Genomic DNA, 22077 nt, shown 5'->3' with positions numbered 1-22077 from the left:
CGGGGCCGTACCGCCCGCACAGATCGTGACGACAGCGAAGGCCGGGATGACAGCGAAGGCTGCAAACACCGCGAACGCCGCTCGGAATGCGCAGAGCGCGACGACGGCGACGGAGAGCACCAGAGGGAGAGAGACGGTCGACGTGGAGTGGTCAGGATCATGGGTCGCCCAGCGACTCGGCGTGACGCTCGAAGGCGATCCGCAGTTGCCCGCCCTGCTGGGGATGGCCCTGCGCCGCAACCCCAAGAGGGCCCATCTGCTGGTGTCGAACGTGCTGGGCAAACATGTGCCCCAGTCACCCGCGGTGGTCCATGCGGCCGGCCGTGACCTGGGCGTACGCGTACGGGCACTGCTGGGCGACGAGGACGCGGCCCGCGCGGTCGTCCTCGGCTATGCGGAGACGGCGACGGCCCTCGGCCACTCGGTGGCCGACGGCCTGGCCCTCGCCCCCTATCTGCACTCCACCCGGCGCCCGGTCGCGGGCGTGGCCAGGGCGGGCGGATTCGAGGAGTCTCACTCCCACGCCACCTCGCACCTCCTGCTCCCCGAAGATCCCGCACTGCTCGCGGGGAGCGGTCCGCTGGTGCTGGTGGACGACGAGTTCTCCACCGGCAACACCGTGCTGAACACCATCCGCGCACTCCACGAGCGCTATCCCCGGGACCGCTATGTCGTGGTGGCACTGGTGGATCTGCGCTCGCCGGCCGACCGGGGACGGTTGGCGTCCCTGGCGGCCGAGCTCGACGCCCGCGTCGACCTGGTGACCCTGGCCGCGGGCACGGTGGGACTACCCGCCGACGTCCTGGCCAAGGGGCAGGCCCTGGTCGACGAGCACACCCACGGCACACAGGTTCCGGGTGAGAGCAGTGGCCGGCCCGAGGACGGCGAAGCCCTCACCACCGCCTCCCGAACCACCCGGGTGGACCTCGGCTGGCCCCACGGCCTCCCCGACGGCGGACGCCATGGCTTCTCACCCGAGCACCGCGCCCGCCTGGAGGCCGCCCTGCCCGCGATGGCCGACGACATCGCCACCGCACTGGACCTGGAGAGGGCGACCCCGGGCTCCATACCCAACGGCCCCGACGCGACCGAGGACGCACGCCGACGGGTGCTCGTCCTCGGCTTCGAGGAGCTGATGTACGCACCCCTGCGCCTCGGCACGGCCCTGGAGCAGCTCGTCACCGCCGAGGTGCGCTACTCCACCACCACCCGGTCACCGGTGCTCGCCGTCGACGACCCCGGCTACGCCATACGCACCCGGCTCGTCTTCCCCGCCCACGACGACCCCGCCGACGGGCCGGGCGAGCGCTACGCCTACAACGTGGCGGGCGCCGGCTTCGACGCCGTCGTCGCCGTGGTCGACTCGGCCGCCGACACCCCGGCGCTCCACGCCCCCGGCGGCCTCCTCGACCAGCTCGCCGCCCACACTCCGCGGGTGCTGCTGGCAGTCATCCCCAGCCATCGACCCGAAGGGGCGACCATGGCGCCCGAGCCTCCCTCCTCGGCCCTGGCCGAGCCCCTGCGCGGCCCCGCCTTCTCCTCGTACGCCCCCGAGGACGTCGGCTGGCTGCTCCAGGACCTCTCGGACGTACAGCTCGAAGCGCCCACCGAGGAGCGCGAGGAGGCGATCCAGCACGGCGGCGCCCACTACGCCGAGTCGCTGCCCGTCGAGTACCAGCCGTCGGCCGAGTACCAGCAGCTCTTCCACCAAGCACTGGAGGGCTCGGCGGCCCGCATCGCGCAGGCCGTCGGGGTCGTCACCGAAACCGTGCTCGCCGAGCGGGCCGCCGTGACGGACCGTCCCGTCCTGGTCTCCCTGGCGCGGGCCGGCACGCCGATCGGGGTGTTGATGCGCCGCTGGGCGCAGTGGCGGCACGGGATCGACCTGCCGCACTACGCCGTCTCCATCGTCCGCGGCCGGGGCATCGACGCCAATGCGCTGCGCTGGCTCGCCGACCGTCACGACCCGGCCTCGGTGGTGTTCGTCGACGGCTGGACCGGCAAGGGCGCGATCACCCGCGAACTGGCCGATGCGGTGGCGCAGTTCGACGGCTTCAACCCCGAGATCGCCGTGCTCGCCGACCCCGGCGGTTGCGTCCGCACCTACGGCACCCGCGCGGACTTCCTCATTCCGTCGGCCTGTCTGAACTCGACCGTCTCCGGGCTGATATCCCGTACGGTCCTGCGGCCCGACCTGGTCGGCGCCGACGACTACCACGGCGCCAAGTTCTACCGGGAGTTGGCCGACGCCGATCTGTCCCAGCACTTCCTGGACACCGTCGCCGCCCGCTTCGACGAGGTGGCGGGCCCCGTGGACGGCGAGGTCAAGGAGCTGCTGACGATGGAAAGGGCACCCACCTGGGAGGGTTGGGCGGCCGTCGAGCGGATCAGCGAGGAGTACGGGATCCACGATGTGAACCTGGTGAAGCCGGGCGTCGGCGAAACCACCCGCGTCCTGCTGCGGCGCGTCCCCTGGAAGATCCTCGCCCGGGCCGGTGTCGGTGCCGACCTCGACCACATCCGGCTCCTCGCGGAGCAGCGCGGCGTACCCGTGGAGGAGGTCGACGAGCTCCCGTACAGCTGTGTGGGGCTCATCCACCCCCGCTACACACGCGGTGCGACCGGGGCCGACGGCAAGGCGGTGACCTCCCTGTGAGCGGATCCGAACCCACACCGGCGACCACCCCGGGGACGGCGCACACCACCACCCCGGCTCCCGGCAGCGAGCTCATGAGCGCAACGGCCGGCGGGTCGAGCAGCGGGCGGACACTGGTCGCCAGCGACCTCGACCGCACCCTGATCTACTCGCCGCGGGCCCTGCACCTCACCATGCCCGACGCCGAGGCCCCCCGACTGCTGTGCGTGGAGGTGTACCAGGGCTCGCCCCTGTCCTACCTCACCGAGACGGCCGCCGGGCTCATGGCGCAGTTGGCCGACGAGACCGACCTTGTACCCGCCACCACGCGCACCCGCGCCCAGTACGAACGCGTCCGCCTCCCCATCCCCACTCCCCGGTACGCGATCTGCGCCAACGGCGGCCACATCCTCGTCGACGGGGTCTCCGACCCCGACTGGCAGCGGCAGGTGGCCGCGCGGCTCGCCGATGAGTGCATCCCCCTGGCCGAGGTGCGCGCCCACTTGATCGCGACCTCCGACCCGGCCTGGCTGCGCAAGGAACGCATCGCCGAGGACCTCTTCGCGTACCTCGTCGTCGAACGCGACCTGCTCCCCGCCGACTGGATGAAGGAACTCGCCGCCTGGGCCGGGCCCCGGGGCTGGGCCGTCTCCCTCCAGGGCCGCAAGATCTACGCCGTACCGCAACCGCTCACCAAGAGCGCCGCAGTGCGGGAGGTGGCCCGCCGCACCGGGGCCCAGCGGGTGCTCGCGGCAGGTGACTCACTGCTCGACGCCGATCTGCTGCTGGCCGCCGACCGCGGCTGGCGCCCCGGCCACGGTGAACTCGCGGACTCCGGCTGGAGCGCCCCCCATGTGGAGGCGCTGGCCCAGTCGGGAGTGCTGGCGGGCGAGGAGATCGTCCGGAGGTTCCTGGCCGACTGAGCCCTTCGGTGCCGTCGGGCCCTGCACCAGGCCCGACGGCACCGACCGGACGGTTCGCCACGCGCACGTAATAACCGTGGCCGTGCGGGTCGCTACTTGCGCCGCGTGCCGGCGCCCGGCTTCATCAGACGCACCACGACGAACGCCAGCACGCCCACCACCGCGGCGATCAACACCACCTTGGAGTAGGTGGAGACGTAACCCGCGACCTCTTCCCAGTTCTCGCCCAGCGCATAGCCCGCGAGGACGAACGCCGTATTCCAGATCGCACTGCCCAGCGTCGTCAGCGTCAGGAAGAGCGGAATCGGCATCCGCTCCACACCCGCCGGAACCGAGATCAACGACCGGAAGACGGGGATCATCCGGCCGAAGAACACCGCCTTCGCCCCGTGCCGGGCGAACCACGCCTCCGTCCGCTCGATGTCCGACACCTTCAGCAGCGGCAGCTTCGCGGCGATGCGAACCGTACGGTCCCGGCCGAGCAGCGCCCCGATCCCGTACAGGGCGAGTGCACCGACGACCGAACCCGCGGTCGTCCACAACAGGGCGGCGATCAACCCCATGTGTCCCGTGCTCGCGGCAAAACCGGCCAGCGGGAGGATCACCTCACTGGGCAGCGGAGGAAAGAGGTTCTCCAGGGCGATCAGGATGCCCGCCCCGGGCGCGCCGAGGGACTCCATCATGCTGTTGACCCAGCCGGGAGCACTGCTCTCCAAGCCCGCCGCACTGCTAACGATCATGTGATCCATGCACTCCACGCTAGAAAACCGCAGCTGAAGAGAGTCTGAAGAGGGCTTCAGGCCGTGCTGCGCGTCTACCCCAGTGTGCGGGACACCATGACCGGAAGACGCGTCGGATCATGGGAGCGGCAGTGCAGGCAACCGATCGCAACGGTGGTGATCGGTGCGGGACGGTATGCATCGGTGCAGAACGGTACGTTGCGGAACCGTAGGCGAGGGGTGAACCGGTCTGACCGTCCCGGCCCGGCTCGACCTCGTCAACGCAACGTCCCGCCCTCACGGCTCATGGCTCACCGTGAGGGCGGGACGGCCTTGGTGCTGACGACACACCGCGCCTTGGCGCGGACCGCACACGGTGTCTCAGGGGCTGACGACACCCAGCGCCGCACCGAGAGATGATCACCGGCGATCGTTCGGGGGTGGAAAGCTCTGGTCAGCCGCAGCAGCCACCGCCGCAACACCCACCGCCACCGCCGCCACCCGACTGCGGTGCGGGCGCCGACGATGACCCTCCGACGGCGACGGTCGACAGGAGCTTGACGGTGTCCTCGTGCCCGGCGGGGCAACTGGCCGGATCGGAGGACTGGGCCATCGGCCGGTTCACTTCGAAGGTGTCACCACAACTGCGGCAGCGGAAATCGTATCGAGGCATGGGCTCAGGCTACGCGGTCGTTGCCACGGCCCCCTTCGGTTCTCGAACGGGCCAGCGCATCCGCTGCGTCCGGCGTCGTCGCAGCCGTGTCCGCAGAGGGCCCGCGCTGCTCGGGATGTCTCGCCCGCCAGTAGGGATTGTCGTGCGGCAACGTCGAACTGACCCTCCCGTACATGCCGAAGAACATCAGCAGCACACCCACGACAAAGCTGAACAGGACGTTCTGGATCTCGAACGCCAGTGGATTGAAGCTGGTGTCCAACAGCGCGAGATTGATGAAACCGCTGCCGATGAACGCGACGCCGAGCACCATGTTGAGCGTCGATGCGAAGTTCCCGCCGATGACCATGCCGACGAACAACAGCACTCCGACGCAGATGGACAGCACGCTCAACGCACCGTTGGTGTTCAACCCGGCGACGGTGTCGCCCTGGGTGTCGAAGAAGCCGATCTTGTCGATCAGGCCCAGAATGCCGAAGACCAACAGCAACAGACCCATCAGCCCGGCGCCGGCACGGTAGACCCGGCTCAGTCGATGATCCACCGGAAGGTGCTCGTCGAACCGGACCCGGCGCGAACGGGAACCCTTGCGATGCAGTACGTGTGCGGCCATGTCCGGCCTCCTTGAGTACGTACCCGTACTCCCCAGCATCCGCCCGTGCCCGCCCCCGGACAACCGCGACCGCGCTACCCCGCCCCCGAGCCGCGGTCCTCACGGATCCGCTCCACGACCTGAGCCGCCGCCCGCCGCACGGCCTCCGTCTCGGTCAGGAAGTGCCAGTAGTCCGGGTGCCGGCCCGAGAGGGAGTCGACGGCCCGCTGGAGCCGGGCCACGGCGTCGTCGAGCGGACGCGCATGACGCGGGTCCGGAGTGTTGCGACCGGCCATGGCCAGCCGCTGCGCGTCCCGCACGGCGAAACGCGTCCGGTCGATCTCCTGCTGCGGATCCTCGGCGACCGCATTGAGCCGCTGAAGCCGATCACCCGCGGCGGAAACGGCCTCGTCGGTGGTGTTCAACAGCGCACGGACCGTACTCAGCAACGCCGTGGCATCCGGCCAGCGCTGCTCCTCGCGGGCCTTCGCGGCCTCGCTGAGCTTCTCCTCCGCCTGATGGACATTGCGCGCCGCCTGCTCGGGAACGGGCTGGAGGTCCTGCCAACACTCCGCCGAAAACCGCCGCCGCAACTCGCTCAGCACCGGCTCGACCGACTCCGCCCGTGTGGTCAGGGCCTGGGCCCGCGTCCGCAACGAGACCAGACGCTTGTCGATCTCCGCAGCCCGCTCGGGGAGCCGCTCGGCCTCCGCCCGCACCGCTTCGGCATCACGCTGCACCCGGTCCGCGCGGTGGATGGTCTCCGCGACGCCGTGCTGCCCCGCGCCCTGATTGAGCTTGGTCAGCTCGGGCGCAAGGCTCGCGAGGCGGCCCGCCAGGTCCGTCGCCCGGAAGCCCGCATCGCGCACCGCATCGAGAGCATTGCTCGCGGCCAGGAGCGCCGCTCTCGCCCGCTCCACGGCCGGCGCGAGCTGGGCGAGCTGCGTCTCGGCCTTGTCGAGCAGCGGCCCGAGCCCCGCAGCGAACCGATCAAGATCGGCCTTGACCCTCACCAGCTCGTCCTTGGCCCGATTGAGCCCGCCACGAGCCCGGGAGGCCACGGCGGCCTCCAGATCGTCCCGGTCGAGATCATGGGCGTCGACGGCGCCGATGTACTGATGGCTCGCCTCGTCGATCCGCCCCCCGAGCGCAGCGAACTCCGACACCGCCCGCTGGGCCGCGGGAGAGCTGTCCACGGCCGTGATCGTCTCGATCGAGATCCGAAGATCGCGCTGTGCCGTGTCCAGGTCGTAGAAGGCGGCTGCCGCCGCGTCCTTCGCCGCCTGGGCCTCGGCCCGCTGACTCTCGGCCCGCCCACCGAACCAACGACGCTGGCCGCCCCCGGTGAACGCACCGGGCAGCACGGCGACGGCGAGCGGCAGCGGCAACCACACCAACCCGATGAGATCGAGGACACCCCGGACGGCACTCGCACGCGCTGTTCCCTGCGGCTGCGTCTGTGTCGCCGTCACATCCCTCTCCCGTGCTGCGTCGCCGTACCCGGTTCATTGTCCCACCAGGTAATGACGAACACACGGGTCAGATGGTTCGCAAACGCACTCCGAACCCGATCACCCGGCCAGCCGGATCTTCACCGAGCCGTTGTCGCTGCGCGCCTTCACCACACGGGCGCTCCCCGCGTCGGTGGGCACGTCCACCCGGGTGGAACCGTTGTCGGCCTTGGCCTCGACGGCGTACGGGGCTCCGTTGCGCGGCAGCGCGACGTCGATGTTCCCGTTGTTGCACACGGCCTCCAGCCGTTCCGGTACGACACCGTCCGCCAGGGTGACCCTGACCGCGCCGTTATCCGACTCCGCCTTGATCCTCTTCGCGGAGACGCCCTTGGCAGACACGGTTCCGTTGTCGCTCTTGAGCGTCAGATCGCCCGACGAGTCCCGCACGGTGACATCGCCGTTGTCCGAGTTGATCTTCAACCGAGTGGTGAAGCCACTGGCGGTGACACCGCCGTTGTCGTCGTCCACGGTGACGGCGACCCCCCGCGGCACCTTGATCGTGTGCCGCGCCTGGCAGTCACTGGCCACGGCATCGCAGTCCAGCCGCAGGCTCAGCCGCCCGTCCGCCATCTTCCAGGTCGGCTCCGGCCCGCTGCCGATGAAGACCCACCCGTCGACCTGCCGGGTGACCTCGACATCCTTGACGTCGTCGGCGACGACCTCGATGGAGGAGTTGTCACTGTCGATCGTGAGCGTCTTCCCGCTGAGCGGGAACGACTTGCGCTCCACCGGAGCCCCATCCACATCGGCGCTCCCACAACCAACCAGAGCGAACAACAGCCCCCCACCTCCGGCGAGCGCCACGAGCCCGCGTCCGATCCTCGGTCGCCGACGTGCGGAAATGGCGGTGGTACGCGTCGGGCGTGCGGCCATGGTGATCGTTCCCCCTGCTGGTCTACCTGTTGTGTCGGGCCCCACGGTCCGTCCGGTCCGCCCGATGTGCTCTTACGGTAGGCAGACCGCAGGCCGACGACGATCCGGCCGCCTACCGTGTCGAAGGTGGGGATAGCCCCCCATCGCCCCGACCGGGCCCGGTCCGCCCCCCCAATGAGTCGCACGGCCTCACGACCGTCGTTTGCGGGACGGGCCCCTTCGCCATGTACGCTGTTGCCTCATCCACGGGTGCGTAGCTCAGGGGTAGAGCGCTGCTCTTACAAAGCAGATGTCGGCGGTTCGAAACCGTCCGCGCCCACCAGGGAAGAGGCCCCCAGCCGATCATGGCTGGGGGCCTTCGACATCCACTGACATCCACGTCCATGATCAGTCTCGGACGGGACGCCTCCTGAGCAGCCGGTCCAGGTGGCTGACCTCGTCCCGCTGGGTGTCCTGGGTGAGACGGGTGTGGACGGTCATGTGCCGAAGGAGCGCCGGCCCCTTCCTTCCCGCACGGGGGCTTCCGGGTACGGCGGCTTCCGGAGGAGAACCAGCAACAGGGCTTCCGCGGTGCCCCGTTGGTCTACCCTCCTCCCCATCGGTCGTGGGGAGAGGGGATGCTCGTTGCTGAGGGTTCGCATATTGGAGGATGCCGACCGTGAAGTCCGTCGGCTGTTGGAGCCGTGTGTGCGGCCGGAGGAGTTCGACCGCGGCGAAGTCGCATCCCGCCAGCGTGATCGTGCGACCTGGGTCGGTGACCCGGGTGTCCTTGCCCAACTCGGGCTCGCCCCGGGCAATGAGGAGCGAACCGAACCGATCGCAGCAGTAGTGTCGGGGCGGCACGCGGTGCACGGCGGGGTGGTTCGCACCGGTGGGGCGCCGGCGGATCTGCTGTTCCGCACCCCGACCACGGTGTCCTGGCTCTGGGCCACCGCGGGGCAGGAGCTACGGGCCGATCTGGAGCGGGCCGTCCTCGGCGCCGCCTACAACACCGTGGACTACCTGATCCGGCGAAGGCCGTTGCTCGGCCACACCCCGGCCAGGGGGTTCGCGGCGATCATGGCGTTGCACGCGATCGGTCACCCCTGGTCGGAGCCCCCTCCGCCGATGCTGCACGTCCATGCGTACGTGGTCGGCCTCTTGGACGAGCACGGGAGGATCAGCGGCGTGGAGCGGACCGCGCTGTACGAAGACTCCCTGACCCGTGAGGGCGGTTCCTACGGGCGGCTCGACCTGGCCAATGCGCTGCACGCGATGGGATTCCCGATCGAGACCCAAACCGGTCCCGGCCGACGCTACTTCCAAGTCCGAGGCGTACCCGAGAAGCTGTGGCAGAAGCGACACCCGGACAAGGGCTGCGCCGGCATGGGGCAGGAGAACGACTTTCATCCCTGGGGTCACGACGACGACTTCTGACGGGAGGCCGGTCCCTCCCGTGGGGAGCCGGGAGGGACCGGCCACTGGACCTGCCCGGTTGGCGCGCGGGGCGGGACCAGGCTCCGCCCACGAGGGTGATGCAGGCGGAGCTGCACCTTCCGGTCACCCTTACACCCCACAGCCTGCACGGATAGGGGGCGTACGGGGGGAATCCGCACGTCGGCGTGACCCGTGGCTCGATACCGGCGTTCACCGTGGCATGACCGATCTTTCCGAAGTCCTCGAAGAACTCATCAAAGAACCCGGCGACCGCCAGGCCGTCCTCACCGCCGGTGAGGCTCGGGCCGTCGTCGTGCTGCTCGGCCTCCTCGCTCAGGCGGGTACCGACGAGGGTGGTGTGGCAGCAGAGCTGCGGGACCGGATCGCCCAACGCATTATGTGAGGGGCCTGCGTCAGTTGCTGCGGGAGTCCGTGGCGACCACCCACACCGTCACCAGGGCCAACGCGGCCCAGAGCACCCACAGCCACAACGGGGTGGCGGTCAGGAGCGTGGCGGCGGCGAGCGCGATCAGGCTGGCCAGCGTGCACAGGACGAGTCGGTTCGTCGTTGCCGTCACAGTGGCCCTCCGGGGGTGGGGTGGTGCTGACTGCCCGTGCTGGACGAGTGCCCTCGGGAGGAGTTTCCCAAGCGGGACCTCCCCGCGCAGGGATTGGGCAGGATCCGTCGTCCGTTCTGGTCCCTGGTCTGTTGGTCGCGGTTGGTCGCGGGGCCGAGGCGGTCGACGATCACGCGGTGGTGGGGTGCTCTGGCCGCCGTGGGGGTGCTCCTGGCCGTCTTCGGGGTGAGTGCCGGCGCCGGGTTCTGCGCCGGAGGATAGCGAGGAACGCCCCCGGCCGCGATCCGGTGATCGTATGGTTTCGGTGGCTCCGGGCCGGGAGCGCTGAGGGGCGGCTTCCTAAGACGGGCCGCGGAACGGTGTGGGGTTTGACGATGTGGACGAGGACGGTGTCGAACGAGCATGGAATCCGATGACGATGGCCGCGGGACGGGAGAGCGCGGCATCGACGCAGGGACGGCGCCCGTGAGCGGTACGAGTGGGCTGTGGGCGGCGGATGCGACCGGTGTGCTGCGGTTGCCCTCCGGGCGGACCATCCGGGGGCGCGGTCTGCGACGGCCGTTGCCCGAGGGAGACACTCCCGACTTCGCCGTGTACCTGTTGGGTCGGCAGCCACCGGCGGTGGAGTGGGAGTCCCGCTGGCTGCCCTGGCCCGACTTCCGGCTGCCCCGCGATCGTGACCTGGCGCAGCGGCTGTTCGCTGAGTTGTGGGAGCGCGCGGCACACGAGCGGGTGGAGGTCGCCTGCGAAGGGGGCAGGGGGCGGACCGGGACCGCGCTCGCGTGTGTGGCCGTGCTCGACGGCTGCCCTCCCGAGGAGGCCGTGGCCTTCGTACGCGCGGGCTATGACCGGCACGCCGTGGAAACACCGTGGCAGCGTAGATATGTACGGAAATTTTCTGTTCTGCGCCGCACATCGGATCCCGGAGAGGCAGACTGAAAGCATGTGCCGCAGCATCAAGACCCTCCGCCCACCGGTCCTGCCCGACGAGGCGACCGAGGACGACGTGCGCGCAGCCGCACTTCAGTACGTCCGTAAGGTGTCCGGCTTCCGAGCACCGGCCGAGCACAACCGCGAGGTCTTCGACCGGGCCGTCGACGAGATCGCCGATGCCACTCAGCGACTGTTGGACGGTTTGGAGATCAGAGGCGCTAAGCCGTCTCGGGAGCGGACCGCTGCGTCGGACGCCGCATGACGAACGCCGCGAGTGCGCCGGCTCCGAAGAGTGCGAGTACGGAGATGGCCGCGCCGACCCAACTGGCGCCCAGCCACTGGCCGCCGAAGTAGCCGAGGCCCACGCTGTAGCCGGCCCAGGCCACGCCCGCCAGCGCTGACCAGGGCAGGAACTCCTTCGCCTTGCGCTGTGCCGTGCCGGCCGCGAGGGAGACCACGGAGCGTCCCGCGGGTGCGAAGCGTGCGATCACGACCAGGGCGCCGCCGCCGCGGTGGAGGGCGGTGCCCAGCTTCGCCTGAGCCCTGGTGAGCCGTCGCGACTTGGCGATCGCGCGGTCGAAGCGGTCGCCTCCGCGGCGCGCGAGTCGGTAGGCGACCAGGTCGCCGACCACGGACGCGGTTGCAGCACAGAGGATCAGGATCAGCAGGGAGGGCACCTCGTGCGGCACCTTCTCGGCCGCACCGGCGACCTTGGTCGCAGTGGTGGAGCCGGCCGCTGCGGCTGCGGTGGCCGCTGCGATCACCAGCACTCCGCTGGGGAGTACCGGGAGGAATACATCGAGCAGTACGGACGCACCGATGATCGCGTAGATCCAAGGGCTGCCGGTCAGGAACCCCAGACTTTCCAGCACCTTGTCTCTCCCCGTTCCCCGTTTATTTGTGAGCCTGCCGCTACGTACTGTGGTCGGAGGCGTGCGGCAGTAACAGCTGTACAGCGTACGCGGGAAGTCCCCCTTTTGATCACTCGGGGCCCAACGTTGTTGTGATCATCACTTTCTGTCCGGATTCAGACCCGTGGGCATGATGTCAGCAGCGCCTAAAGCCTCGCTTGAGGAGGCCGTAGGCGCTGCTGATTTCTTTGGTGCGAAGGGGTTGTGTAGGGCGGATTCAGGTGGGGGTCACCGCCCTGGCCGACAGTCCGTTGAGAGTTGCCGGCGTGGTTCCCTTTCTAGGCCGTGGCCGCTTTCCGCTGGTGCTCGCCGTCCTGCTCCCGTGAGGTCGCGCGTCCTTCGGTGCGCGAGCCGAGCAGCTTGTCCACGGCGAAGGCGCCGGGGCCGGTGAAGACGAGCAGCAGGAAGGCCCAGCAGAAGAAGGCCGAAGCCTCACCGGAGTTCTCGAGCGGGAACAGCCCCTCGGGCTGGTGGACCTTGAAGTACGCGTAGGCCATCGAGCCCGAGCAGATGAAGGCGGCGCTGCGGGTCAGTGCGCCGATGAGCACCAGTCCGCCGCCGACGAGTTGGATCACCGCCGCGTACCAGCCGGGCCAGGTGCCGGCTTCGATGGTGCCGCCGCCGTGGGCCCCGCCGAGCACGCCGAAGAGGGAGGCGGCTCCGTGGCAGGCGAACAGCAGTCCTATGACGATGCGGAAGAGGCCCAGGGCGTACGGCTGGGACCGATCGAGCTTGGCGCTCAGGGAGTTCTGAGTCATGGGGGGACTCCGTGTGTGGGGGGACAGGAACCTATCGCCCCAAGTAAGGCAGTCCTAAATTATACTTGCAAGTTCAACATTCGATTTTCGGAGGTTTCTCATACAACTCTCATACGCGTGGGGGCCGAGTGACCACCGTGGTCAACTCCCTCTCATCCACGGTCAGTAGACGAGCGTCACTGCGTGCATCCGCGTCCCGTGCGGTCGACTGCCCCGCCCGGGCCTGTTCCAATCGCAGGCGTGCGGAGCGCCCGTACAGCATCAGCGTCATCAACTGGTTCCCGAACCATGGCCCACCCGACCGGGACCAGTGCACCGGTGGTCTCCCGGTCCGACCGTGACGGGCCAGTACGTGTCCCAGCCGCCGCCCCAAGCGGCTCCAACCGAAGTGGAAACCCAGCTGGATCATGCGGGGGATGGAGTTGTGCACCGGGGAACAGGTCAGTTGGTACACCCGTGCGTCCGGATCGCCCGCACCGCGCCAGTCCGGCTCCGCCACGTACGCGTGGTGCACGTCCCCGGAGAGCACGCAGATCGTCGCAGGCGCATGGTCACCCGTACCGACTTCGGCCACCAAGGCGGTCAGTTCGTCGAAGGAGCGGGGGAAGGCCGCCCAGTGTTCGAGGTCGGCCCCTCGCCGTAGGCGCTCCCCGAACCGTGCCCAGCGCGCTCCTCGTTCGCCCCGGCACAGCGCGGCGTTCCAACTCTCCGTGTCGTGGATGAGGGGCGGCAGCAGCCAGGGCAGCGAAGTGCCGATGAGGAGGTGGTCGTACGGCCCCGGTGCCGTCTCCCCCTCCGCGACCGTGGCCGCGCCCGCCGCCCCGGGCATCCCGTCCAGCGCCTGGTCCCTGAGCCAGCGGGCCTCGTTGGGGTCGAGCATGGCCCGCTGCTGTTCTTCGAGGACGCGCGCCGCCCGGGTGTCCACCATGAGCAGCCGGGTCCGGCCGAAGTCCCGGCGGTAGCTCCAACGGGCGGAGAGCGGGTCGTCGTCCGCCCGTACCGCGAACTCGCGGAGGGCGGCGGTGCCGTCGGCCGCCGATGTGACGGCGACGAAGAGCTCGTCCGCGGTCAGCTCGGCCGGGGGGAGGTTGCCGAGGTGCTGGTAGACCCAGTACGACATCAGCCCGCTGACGACCCGCTCCTGCCACCACGGGAGGGTCCGCATCTCGGCGAGCCAGGCAGCGCTGGTGTTCCAATCGTCGATCAGATCGTGATCGTCGAAGATCATGCAGCTCGGGACGGTGGAGAGCAGCCAACGGACCTCGGGGTCGAGCCAGGACTCGTCGTAGAGGCGGGTGTACTCCTCGTAGTTCGTCACCTCGGCGCCCGGCGGTTCGTCGAGGTCGCGGCGCTCGGCTAGCCATGCGCGGGTCGCCTGGGACGTCTCGTCCGCGTACACCTGGTCGCCGAGGAGGAGCAGGACGTCCGGGCGCGGTGCGCTGGGATCGGCGGCGAGCCGTGCGGCCAGCGTGTCGAGCGCGTCCGGGCCGACGGGGTCGTGCTCGCCCGCGGGCGCCGCGGCCCAACGGCAGGAGCCGAACGAGACGGTGACGCCGGTCGAGGACTCCGGGGGCGTGGTGATGGTCGACGGGGGGAAGGGCGAGTCGGTCAGCGGCCAGACGCGCGCACCGTCGAGCAGGACTTCGTACGGGGTCGTCGTGCCCGGCGTGAGCCCGTGGACCGTCACCAGTGCGTAGTGGTGGCCGGCGATCGCGAAGGTGGGGCCGGAGCCGTGGGAGCCGTCCGCGCCGATGACCTCGGCCGTGCACGCCCGGTCCGTCTCGACCCAGACCGTCGCGTGGTCCTTGGTCTCCCAGTCGACGTACCGCAGCAGTGGTCCCAGTCGAAGCCCCGCCGGATCGGCCATGGCTCTCTCCCTCCGTCGCCCCGTACGGTACGGAACGACGGAGGGATTCGGACAGGGGTTCGGCCCTGGGCGCGCCCGGTGTCCACCGGGTGACGTACGGTCCGGGATCGGGGTCAGCAGCTGCCCAGGACCGATTGGAGTGCGCTCTTCTCCGCCGTGTCCACGGTCATGCCGTACGTGTGCTTCACCTGGACCCACATCCGGGCGTAGACACAGCGGTACGCGGTGCGCGGCGGCAGCCATTCGGCCGGGTCCTTATCCCCCTTCGCCTGGTTGACGTTGTCGGTGACCGCGATCAACTGCGGGCCGCCGAGGTCGTTGGCGAACGACTGTCGGCGGGCGGTGGTCCAACTGCTGGCGCCGGACCGCCAGGCCTCGGCGAGCGGCACGATGTGGTCGATGTCCACGTCGGAGGCCGCCGTCCAGGTGGCCCCGTCGAACTCCGAGTACCAGGTGCCGCTGACCGCGGCGCAGCCGGCGTCCTGCACCACGTTGCGGCCGTCGCGCTTGAGGACGACCTCCCGGGTGTTGCAACTGCCCGACTGGGTGATCCAGTGCGGGAACCGGTCCCGGCTGTAGCCGCTGGAGCTGCCTTCGGCGCGCACGGTGAGTTGGCCGAGGTAGGTGCGGGCGGTGGTGGCGTTCACGGGTGTGGGCGGGGCGGCCTGGGCGGGGGGTGCGGTCGTCAGCAGGCTCGCGAGGGCGAGCACTCCGGCCGAGCCGAGCAGCGCGGTGCGGGAGGGGCGGCGTGAGCGACGCGCGTAGCGAAGGGACATGTGAACTCCTGCTGCATGGGGGGACCTCGGCCGGAGGGTGCGGCCCAGGTGGGGCGTCCGGGTGGTGCGGGGGCGGACGTCCGCACTTCAGCGTGACGACATGCCCACGTCAAATCAAGGGCTGATGCCCCGCCATCAGTCGTGAGCCGGCGTAAGGTTGCCGCGTGCTGCTGCCGGTCAACATCACGTTCGGGGCTGTTCTGGCCGTCCTGCTCGCCGTGGCGGCGACCGTCGCCGCACTCGCCCATCTCGGACGCTCCCGCGACATCGTCATCGCCGGAGTGCGGGCGGCGGCCCAACTCGCCGCGGTCTCCCTGGTCATCGGCGCCGTCGTGCGCTCGCTGCCCCTGCTGCTGTCCTTCGTCGCGCTGATGTACGCCGTCGCCGCACGCACCGCGGGCCGGCGCATCACCGCCAACGGCACCTGGTGGTGGGCCGGGCTGCCGATCGCGGCGGGTGTCTTCCCCGTGGTGGGCGCGCTGCTGCTCACCGGGCTCGTACCGCTGAAGGGGATCGCGCTCATCCCCGTCGCCGGCATCCTGATCGGGGGCGCACTGACGGCGACCGTTCTGGCAGGGCGACGGGCGCTGGACGAGATCGGCCTGCGACACGGCGAGGTCGAGGCGGGCATGGCGCTCGGGCTCCTCGACCGTGACGCCCGGCTGGAAGTCGCCCGCACCCCGGCCGCGGAAGCGCTGCTGCCGGGACTCGACCAGACCCGGACCGTGGGACTCGTCACACTCCCCGGCGCCTTCGTCGGGATGCTCCTGGGTGGCGCATCACCGCTGCTCGCCGGGGCCGTACAGCTGTTCGTCCTGGTGGGACTGATGGCGGTGCAGTCGATCGCCGTCGCAGTGGTGCTGGAACTGGTCGCCCGGGGCGCGGTCCACCGAGACGTACGGGCATGAGCCCGCGCGGGGGCGTGACGTACCCTGGGGGGAGCAGAAGGGGAGTAGCTCTTCGCCGGAACGTCGACATACTGCCGGGCCCTGTGCCTGGCCGGCGCCCGGAGGCGGTTCCCGGTCCATCGGTCCGGTTTCCGCCAGCGAGACCTTCGGCCGCAGTGTCCTATTGACGCTGCCGTGCCGAAGCGACCCCTTGAACGGAGATTGGTCTCTCGGCGCGGGCAGCCCGACCGATAGAGGAACCATCCGTGATCAGCTTCACCATCATGGCGATCACCTTCGGCGTCGTTTTCCTGGCCGAACTCCCCGACAAGACCGCCCTCGCCGGACTGATGCTCGGCACCCGCTACCGGGCCTCCTATGTCTTCGTCGGCGTCGCCGCAGCCTTCGCCGTCCATGTGGCGCTGGCCATCGCCGCCGGCAGTGTGCTCACCCTGCTTCCGCAACGACTGGTCCAGGCCGTCGTCGGCCTCCTGTTCCTGGCAGGGGCACTGATCCTGCTCCTGAAGAAGAGCGACGACGAGGAGGAGACCATCAAGGCTCCCACCGACCAGTCGTTCTGGAAGGTGTCCGGGGCCGGTTTCATGCTGATCCTGGTCGCCGAGTTCGGCGACCTCACCCAGATCATGACGGCCAACCTGGCGGCCCGCTACGACGACCCCGTCTCGGTGGGCCTGGGTGCGGTGCTGGCGCTCTGGGCGGTGGCGGGCATCGGCATCCTGGGCGGGCGGACGCTGATGAAGTACGTGCCGCTGCGGTTGATCACCAAGGTGGCGGCCGGTCTGATGCTGGCGCTGGCCGGATTCAGTCTCTACGAGGCACTCATGGGGTGACGCTTCCTTCAGCGTTTCCTCCGGCGCTCCCTTCGTGCGGAGCTTCGTGGGGTGCCCGGGTGCCATCACGCGGTGATGGCACCCGGGCGCGGGCTCAGCCGGTCGGCGTCGGGAGTCGGTGCGGCATCTTCCAGCCCTCGGCGAGCCTCGACGGATGAACGTTGTCCCCACCGCCGAAGAACTCACAGAACTTCATGATCAACGGGTCCCAGCCGAGCGGGTCCACATAGTGCGTCCCCGGGATCACCAGGTCCTCCTCGACATGCGCACGAAGGACTTCGAGTTCGAACGCGGTGACGCGCGACGCGGTACCGCCGAAGGGGTGCGACGAGACGACACGGCACTCCAACTGGACCGGACACTCCATGACCCTGGGAGCCCGGACCAGGTCCGATGCCTGCTCGGTCAGCTGAGCGGTCGAGAACTTGTCTGGCTCATAGCGGTAGCCCTGCTGCACCTTGTAGTCCGCTACGGCCGGCTTCCCGGTGGTGAGCGCGATGCGGTCGACGGCATCGACCATCGCCGACGAGGGCAGATTGAGCACGCACTCGCCCTCCCTGAGGAGGTTGGCGGTGGTCTGGGCGTTGTTCCCGAGACCGATCATGCAGGATTGGCCCAGCCACCACGCCGAGGACATCGGCGCCAGGTTCGCCGTGCCGTCCTCGTTGAGCGAGCTGATCAGCACCACCGGAGTTCCGAAGTAGAGGACCTTGAGCCCGGGGACGACATGCATGTGCTGTGCCTTTCGCAGGGAACGAGACGGACGGACCCGAGATCAGAAGCCCGGGCCTTCGTCGACCCTCTCCCGAGCGAGGCCACTGGTGCTGGCGGGAAAACGACATCGCGTTTCGGGTGCCGCGGAACGGCCGGAACCATCCGCCGGGTCAACAACCCCGCAGGTCAATGCAGCTGGCTCGCGTCGAGCAGCGCCCGCTCGCGAGGGGCGCTGAGCCCCGCGCGGCGCGGCCGGTCCAGACCCTGTTCCCGCTCCCAGCGCAGTGTGTCGGCCAGTACGTCCGCCCGGGGGCGATGCCGCAACCCCGCTCGGTCCGCCGCCGAACCGCTCCGGGCCGACCACCCTTCCCAGCCCGGTGCGACCAGCCAGAGCGGCAGGGACTCGGGCCCCATGTACTCGGCCACCCCCTGGGCCAGCAGCCAGGCCGAGTCGGCGGCGACCACCGGGCCGGTGTGTCCACCCGCCGCACGGGACAGTGCGATCCACTCCCCGAAGGGCACGATCGGGCCCACCGCGTCGAAGGTGCCGGTCGTCCTCGCCTCCGCGGCGTCGAGCAGCCAGGCCGCCAGGTCCCGTACGTCGACCACCTGGGTCGGCAGGGCGGGGGTGTCCGGCACCAGCATCGGTCCGTGCGGGTCCCGGGCGGCACGGGCCACCCAGTAGCCGGACCGACAGCTGTGATCGCCGGGACCCCCGATCAGTCCGGCGCGTGCCACCAGCAGCCGGTCGCCCACCGCATCGGCCGAGGCCCGCTCACAGGCGACCTTGGCCTCGCCGTACGCGTCCCGATCGACCGTGCTGCGATCGGTGGGTGCGAGCAGCGCCGCGGACTCATCGGCGCCCGGTGCGGCATGTGATGCATAGGCGCTGATCGAAGAGACGTACGTCCAGTGCCGTGCCCGGTCCGCGAGACGGTCGAGTGCGTCGCGGACGAACCCCGGCTGCCACGACACCTCGAAGACCGCATCCCAGGTGCGGTCCAACAGGGCCCGGTACGCCGAGGGGTCACGCCGGTCGGCGCCGATCAGGGTGGCGCCACCGGCGACGGCTCCGCTTTCACCGCGGGCGAGACACGTCACCCGATGCCCGCGCACGAGTGCCTGTCGGGACAACTCCCGCCCCACCCATGCCGTGCCGCCCAGTACGAGGATCTCCATCGCCCCAGTGAAACAGCGTCGGCATCGAACGGGAACGGGAATCTGCTGTCGGCAGACCCGTCATGCGGTGCCACTCCCACCGGACCTGAACCCTCGTCAACGGATGAACACATTCCGGTGCGCTGTCCGCAATCTGTCCGTGACGTGCAGGTTTCCTTACAGCCACAGTGTGCGCCGCGAGGCAACCGCCCACCACCGTTCCCCGTCCTGTGACAACGAGGACCCCGGGCGTTCCCGGGGTGTTCGGGCACGACCGACGAGGAGGAGGACCACCTTGAACCGTGTTTCGCGCAGGGTGACGGCCGCCATTGCGGTGATCACTCTTGCGGTGGGGGTACCGGGGCTGGCGCACGCCGCACCGGGGACGACACAAGCGCAACGACCCACCGGTCTCATATCGTCCGCACCACCGGGCAGTCCGGGGAACCCGCTCCCCGACGGCTGGGAGATAACCGGCACGGGCGCCGAGAAGCAGTTGGTCTGGACGTCGACCGAACCGGTGCCCGTGGGCAACGCCCGTATCGAATTCCACGCCGGGAACCGCTTCCTCGGCAGCCCCGTTCCGACGAAGGACCAGCGCAGCTTCCGGCTCGACCTGGGGGGCATCCGGATCGGAGCGTCCGAGGAGCTCAAGGTGCTGGCCGCCGGTCGCCGCCTCGACGCCGCCGCAGCGCCCGAGGGTGCCGACGCCCGCCGCTCCGCCGCGCCGACGAAGCCGGCCGCGCCCCTCCCGGCGAACCCCGTCGACCCGGGTGTCCCCGGCACGTACCGCACCACGAGCGGCGAGTACGCCCTCAACTCGGTGCGGCTGCCCGGCTACACCAACCCGATCGAGATGCGCGCCACGGTGGTGTCACCCACCGACGCCCCCGGTCGCAGGCCGGTCGCCCTCTTCCTGCACGGCCGTCACTTCACCTGTTACGACGCCAAGGGCGAGATCAGCATGTCCTGGCCGTGCGAGACCGGGTTCAAGGCGGTGCCGAGCTACCGGGGCTACCTCCACGACCAGAAGCTCCTCGCCTCCCAGGGCTATGTGACGGTGTCCATCTCCGCCAACGGCATCAACGCGCAGGACGCGATGGTCGAGGACGCCGGTGCGCAGGCCCGCTCGTCCCTGGTGCGGCTGCACCTCGCCCGCTGGGCCGAGTGGGGTGCTGCCCCGGCCAAGGCGCCGGCGGCGGTACGGGCCGGTGCGCCCGCCGATCTCAACCGGGTGCTGCTGGTCGGTCACTCCCGAGGCGGCGAAGGAGTCAACCGCGCCGCGCTCGACAGCCGCTACAAGCCTCCGGCCGCCGAAGACGGCTACCGGGGTCCGGCGCGCTGGCGCATCCGCGGCACGGTCCTCATCGGCCCCACCGTCTTCGGCCACAACCCGGCCCCCGACGTGCCCTCCATGACGATTCTGCCCGGCTGCGACGGCGATGTGTCCGACCTCCAGGGCCAGATCTACGCGGACGGCACCCGCGGCACCGGCCGGGGCGCCTCCCTCCACAGCTCGGTGTACGTCATCGGCGCCAACCACAACTACTTCAACACCGAGTGGACGCCGGGACAGGCCGAGGCGCCGGCCGACGACGACTTCTATCCTCCGGAGCCCGGCGAGAAGCCGGACGCCGTGTGTGCGCTCGGCACCTCGGCGCACCGGTTGACGCCGACGCAGCAGCAGAAGTCCGGCTCCACCTACATCGCGGCGGCTGCCCGACTGTTCGTGGGGGGTGACGACCGGGTGCGTCCGCTGCTGGACGGCTCGAACCTGCGCGCACCGTCGGCGGATCCCGCACGGGTGCTCACCCACGCGGTCGGCGGCAACCGCACACCGTTCGTCGTGCCGGACTCCTCGATCGCCGTCACCGGTGGCCGACTGTGCAACCAGGTCGACCACCGCGCGAAGACGGCCTGCCTCAGCCCGAACGAGTCCGGGTCGTCACCGCACTTCGCCGAGTTCGTGGTCTCGCCCGAACCCGGTCGCCAGTCCGTCGCCCTCAACTGGTCCAAGGCCGGCACCCCGGTACGGATGACTCCTGCACGTCCGGTCTCCGTGGCCGGCGCCGAGTCGCTGGCGCTGCGTCTGATCGTGCCGCCCAACACCACCGGCACCAAGGTGGACGTCACCGTGACCGACACCGCGGGCCGCAAGGCGACCCTCGGGCGCGCCACCGTCGACGGACTGCCGGGGACGAACCGCACCTCCGCTCACTGGGGGCGCGAGGTCCGCGTACCGCTGACCGCGGCGGTGAAGGCCGGGCTCAACCTGAAGCAGTTGAAGACCCTGGAGCTCACTCCGCGTACCACGTCCGGGCGGGCGTGGCTGGTGGACGCCTGGGGCTGGCGCCCCGGCACCCCGGCCGTGGCGCCGCTCGAACTGCCCCGGGTGGACATCGGGATGCTCCGCGTCAAGGAGGGCAACTCGGGGGAGCGGACCTACCAGATCCCGGCGAAGGTCACCGGCAAGGGCAGCGGACAGATCCGACTGTTCATCAGGGATCTGGCCACCGACAAGCTCACCAGCAAGACGGTGACGGTCACCGCGGGCACCCACTCGATCAACGTCCCGATCAAGGTGAAGGGCAACACCCGTTACGGGTACGACATCTGGAACATGTTGGCGGTCAAGGCAGTGCGGGGCGCCGCCATCGGTTCCTACTTCGGTGGGGTGACGGTGTTGGACGACGACCCGATGCCCAAGATCACGGTCACCCCGGTCGCGCCTCGGGTGACCGAGGGCGGCGTGCTGAAGTGGCGCGTGTCCGCCTCTGCGGTCGCCGACGCCGATGTGGTCACCGGATTCTCCATCCAGCCGGTGACCAGCGGACCGGCCCTCTCCACCCTCGACGTCGACCCCGCGTGGATCGACCGGCAGTTCGGGGGGTCGGCCACCCCGGAACGGCCGTTGGCCAAGGTCGCGGACGATCCATGGTTGGGGGCCATCATCCTCCCGGGGAAGAAGACCGCCGAGGTGACGGTGCCCACCATCACGGACACGGTCAGCGAAGCGGACGAGACCACACGGCTGAGGTTCTTCCAGTACGACCGGAACTGGAACCCGGTGCCCGGCGCGTACTACACCGGCACGGTGAAGAACGCGTCCTAGCAGTCCGACGTGTGACCAGTGGCAGATGACCCGGGGCCGATCCGGGGATCGAGCCGACAGTGCCCCGGGACCGTACGGTCCCGGGGCACTGTGGTCGTACGGGCGAGCCCCCGGCATGGGCTCGATGGGTACGCCGCCAGATTCAGTCGGATTAAGACTGGTTCATCCAGATTCAGCCAGATTCAGC

General features: G+C 70.0%; 22 protein-coding genes and 1 tRNA gene. 10 read left to right on the top strand and 13 right to left on the bottom strand.

What is annotated here, in order from left to right; translation table 11 throughout:
* The first annotated feature begins 142 nt into the window (after positions 1 to 142).
* Positions 143 to 2656: a phosphoribosyltransferase gene (locus ABZ348_RS06290; protein ID WP_358929920.1), complete on the top strand. Its 2514-nt coding sequence runs from the start codon at positions 143 to 145 to the stop codon at positions 2654 to 2656.
* A 74-nt stretch (positions 2657 to 2730) separates the two neighbouring features.
* Positions 2731 to 3558 carry an HAD family hydrolase gene (locus ABZ348_RS06285; protein ID WP_358930433.1) on the top strand — a complete coding sequence of 276 codons (828 nt, stop codon included), beginning with the start codon at positions 2731 to 2733 and terminating at the stop codon, positions 3556 to 3558.
* 92 nt (positions 3559 to 3650) lie between these two features.
* Here the strand turns inward: ABZ348_RS06285 and ABZ348_RS06280 are convergent, their stop codons facing one another.
* The 5 genes from ABZ348_RS06280 to ABZ348_RS06260 form a co-directional block, all read right to left on the bottom strand.
* Complete coding sequence (locus ABZ348_RS06280) at positions 3651 to 4298, bottom strand: DedA family protein (protein ID WP_358930431.1); 648 nt, start codon at positions 4296 to 4298, stop codon at positions 3651 to 3653.
* Between the two features lie 433 nt (positions 4299 to 4731).
* Complete coding sequence (locus tag ABZ348_RS06275) at positions 4732 to 4950, bottom strand: zinc ribbon domain-containing protein (protein ID WP_358929918.1); 219 nt, start codon at positions 4948 to 4950, stop codon at positions 4732 to 4734.
* A gap of 4 nt (positions 4951 to 4954) precedes the next feature.
* Positions 4955 to 5563: a DUF4383 domain-containing protein gene (locus ABZ348_RS06270; protein WP_358929916.1), complete on the bottom strand. Its 609-nt coding sequence runs from the start codon at positions 5561 to 5563 to the stop codon at positions 4955 to 4957.
* A gap of 74 nt (positions 5564 to 5637) precedes the next feature.
* Positions 5638 to 7014 (bottom strand): hypothetical protein, encoded by a 1377-nt coding sequence (locus ABZ348_RS06265; RefSeq protein ID WP_358929914.1) that lies wholly within the window; start codon positions 7012 to 7014, stop codon positions 5638 to 5640.
* A gap of 99 nt (positions 7015 to 7113) precedes the next feature.
* The gene (locus ABZ348_RS06260) at positions 7114 to 7833 is read right to left on the bottom strand and encodes a DUF4097 family beta strand repeat-containing protein (RefSeq protein WP_358929912.1); all 720 of its coding nucleotides are present in this window, start codon (positions 7831 to 7833) and stop codon (positions 7114 to 7116) included.
* A gap of 343 nt (positions 7834 to 8176) precedes the next feature.
* On the opposite strand from ABZ348_RS06260, the gene ABZ348_RS06255 reads away from it, so the two are divergent.
* Positions 8177 to 8251, top strand: a tRNA-Val gene (locus ABZ348_RS06255).
* Positions 8252 to 8316: 65 nt separating this feature from the next.
* Here the strand turns inward: ABZ348_RS06255 and ABZ348_RS06250 are convergent.
* Positions 8317 to 8409 carry an integrase gene (locus ABZ348_RS06250; RefSeq protein WP_358929910.1) on the bottom strand — a complete coding sequence of 31 codons (93 nt, stop codon included), beginning with the start codon at positions 8407 to 8409 and terminating at the stop codon, positions 8317 to 8319.
* Between the two features lie 162 nt (positions 8410 to 8571).
* Here ABZ348_RS06250 and ABZ348_RS06245 point away from each other — a divergent pair, with 162 nt between their 5' ends.
* Together ABZ348_RS06245 and ABZ348_RS06240 are read left to right on the top strand one after the other, a co-directional pair.
* Positions 8572 to 9345, top strand: a complete 774-nt coding sequence (locus ABZ348_RS06245; protein ID WP_358929908.1) for a relaxase domain-containing protein — start codon at positions 8572 to 8574, stop codon at positions 9343 to 9345.
* A 220-nt stretch (positions 9346 to 9565) separates the two neighbouring features.
* Positions 9566 to 9748, top strand: a complete 183-nt coding sequence (locus tag ABZ348_RS06240; protein ID WP_358929906.1) for a hypothetical protein — start codon at positions 9566 to 9568, stop codon at positions 9746 to 9748.
* Between the two features lie 10 nt (positions 9749 to 9758).
* Here ABZ348_RS06240 and ABZ348_RS06235 read toward each other — a convergent pair whose 3' ends face one another.
* Complete coding sequence (locus ABZ348_RS06235) at positions 9759 to 9923, bottom strand: hypothetical protein (RefSeq protein ID WP_358929904.1); 165 nt, start codon at positions 9921 to 9923, stop codon at positions 9759 to 9761.
* Positions 9924 to 10325: 402 nt separating this feature from the next.
* Here ABZ348_RS06235 and ABZ348_RS06230 point away from each other — a divergent pair, with 402 nt between their 5' ends.
* Positions 10326 to 10862: a protein phosphatase gene (locus tag ABZ348_RS06230; RefSeq protein ID WP_358929902.1), complete on the top strand. Its 537-nt coding sequence runs from the start codon at positions 10326 to 10328 to the stop codon at positions 10860 to 10862.
* Between the two features lie 4 nt (positions 10863 to 10866).
* On the top strand, positions 10867 to 11118 hold the full coding sequence (locus ABZ348_RS06225; RefSeq protein WP_358929900.1) for a DUF2277 domain-containing protein: 252 nt from the start codon (positions 10867 to 10869) through the stop codon (positions 11116 to 11118).
* On the opposite strand, the gene ABZ348_RS06220 is transcribed toward ABZ348_RS06225, so the two are convergent.
* From ABZ348_RS06220 to ABZ348_RS06205, 4 genes are all read right to left on the bottom strand, one after another.
* Entirely contained in the window at positions 11075 to 11728 is a 654-nt protein-coding gene (locus ABZ348_RS06220) for a VTT domain-containing protein (RefSeq protein ID WP_358929898.1), read from the bottom strand. The genes ABZ348_RS06225 and ABZ348_RS06220 overlap by 44 nt on opposite strands.
* A 317-nt stretch (positions 11729 to 12045) precedes the next feature.
* Positions 12046 to 12510, bottom strand: coding sequence for a DoxX family protein (locus ABZ348_RS06215; RefSeq protein WP_358930429.1), 465 nt, complete (start codon positions 12508 to 12510; stop codon positions 12046 to 12048).
* A 124-nt stretch (positions 12511 to 12634) separates the two neighbouring features.
* The gene (locus tag ABZ348_RS06210) at positions 12635 to 14392 is read right to left on the bottom strand and encodes an alkaline phosphatase D family protein (protein ID WP_358929897.1); all 1758 of its coding nucleotides are present in this window, start codon (positions 14390 to 14392) and stop codon (positions 12635 to 12637) included.
* A gap of 113 nt (positions 14393 to 14505) precedes the next feature.
* Positions 14506 to 15168, bottom strand: a complete 663-nt coding sequence (locus ABZ348_RS06205; protein WP_358929895.1) for an HNH endonuclease family protein — start codon at positions 15166 to 15168, stop codon at positions 14506 to 14508.
* A 164-nt stretch (positions 15169 to 15332) separates the two neighbouring features.
* On the opposite strand from ABZ348_RS06205, the gene ABZ348_RS06200 reads away from it, so the two are divergent.
* Together ABZ348_RS06200 and ABZ348_RS06195 are read left to right on the top strand one after the other, a co-directional pair.
* A complete protein-coding gene (locus tag ABZ348_RS06200; RefSeq protein WP_358929893.1) occupies positions 15333 to 16076 on the top strand; it encodes an ABC transporter permease in 744 nt (247 codons plus the stop codon).
* A gap of 245 nt (positions 16077 to 16321) precedes the next feature.
* Positions 16322 to 16906, top strand: coding sequence for a TMEM165/GDT1 family protein (locus tag ABZ348_RS06195; protein ID WP_358929891.1), 585 nt, complete (start codon positions 16322 to 16324; stop codon positions 16904 to 16906).
* A 94-nt stretch (positions 16907 to 17000) separates the two neighbouring features.
* Here ABZ348_RS06195 and ABZ348_RS06190 read toward each other — a convergent pair whose 3' ends face one another.
* Entirely contained in the window at positions 17001 to 17639 is a 639-nt protein-coding gene (locus ABZ348_RS06190) for a flavin reductase family protein (protein ID WP_358929889.1), read from the bottom strand.
* 167 nt (positions 17640 to 17806) lie between these two features.
* Positions 17807 to 18799, bottom strand: coding sequence for an NAD-dependent epimerase/dehydratase family protein (locus tag ABZ348_RS06185; RefSeq protein WP_358929887.1), 993 nt, complete (start codon positions 18797 to 18799; stop codon positions 17807 to 17809).
* A 274-nt stretch (positions 18800 to 19073) separates the two neighbouring features.
* Here ABZ348_RS06185 and ABZ348_RS06180 point away from each other — a divergent pair, with 274 nt between their 5' ends.
* Positions 19074 to 21890: a hypothetical protein gene (locus ABZ348_RS06180; RefSeq protein WP_358929885.1), complete on the top strand. Its 2817-nt coding sequence runs from the start codon at positions 19074 to 19076 to the stop codon at positions 21888 to 21890.
* The last annotated feature ends 187 nt before the right edge of the window (positions 21891 to 22077 follow it).

Source organism: Streptomyces sp. NPDC005963 (assembly GCF_040638655.1).
GTDB lineage: Bacteria > Actinomycetota > Actinomycetes > Streptomycetales > Streptomycetaceae > Streptomyces.
Note: the sequence above shows the minus strand (reverse complement) of the source record. Positions and strands in the feature narration are given on the sequence as shown.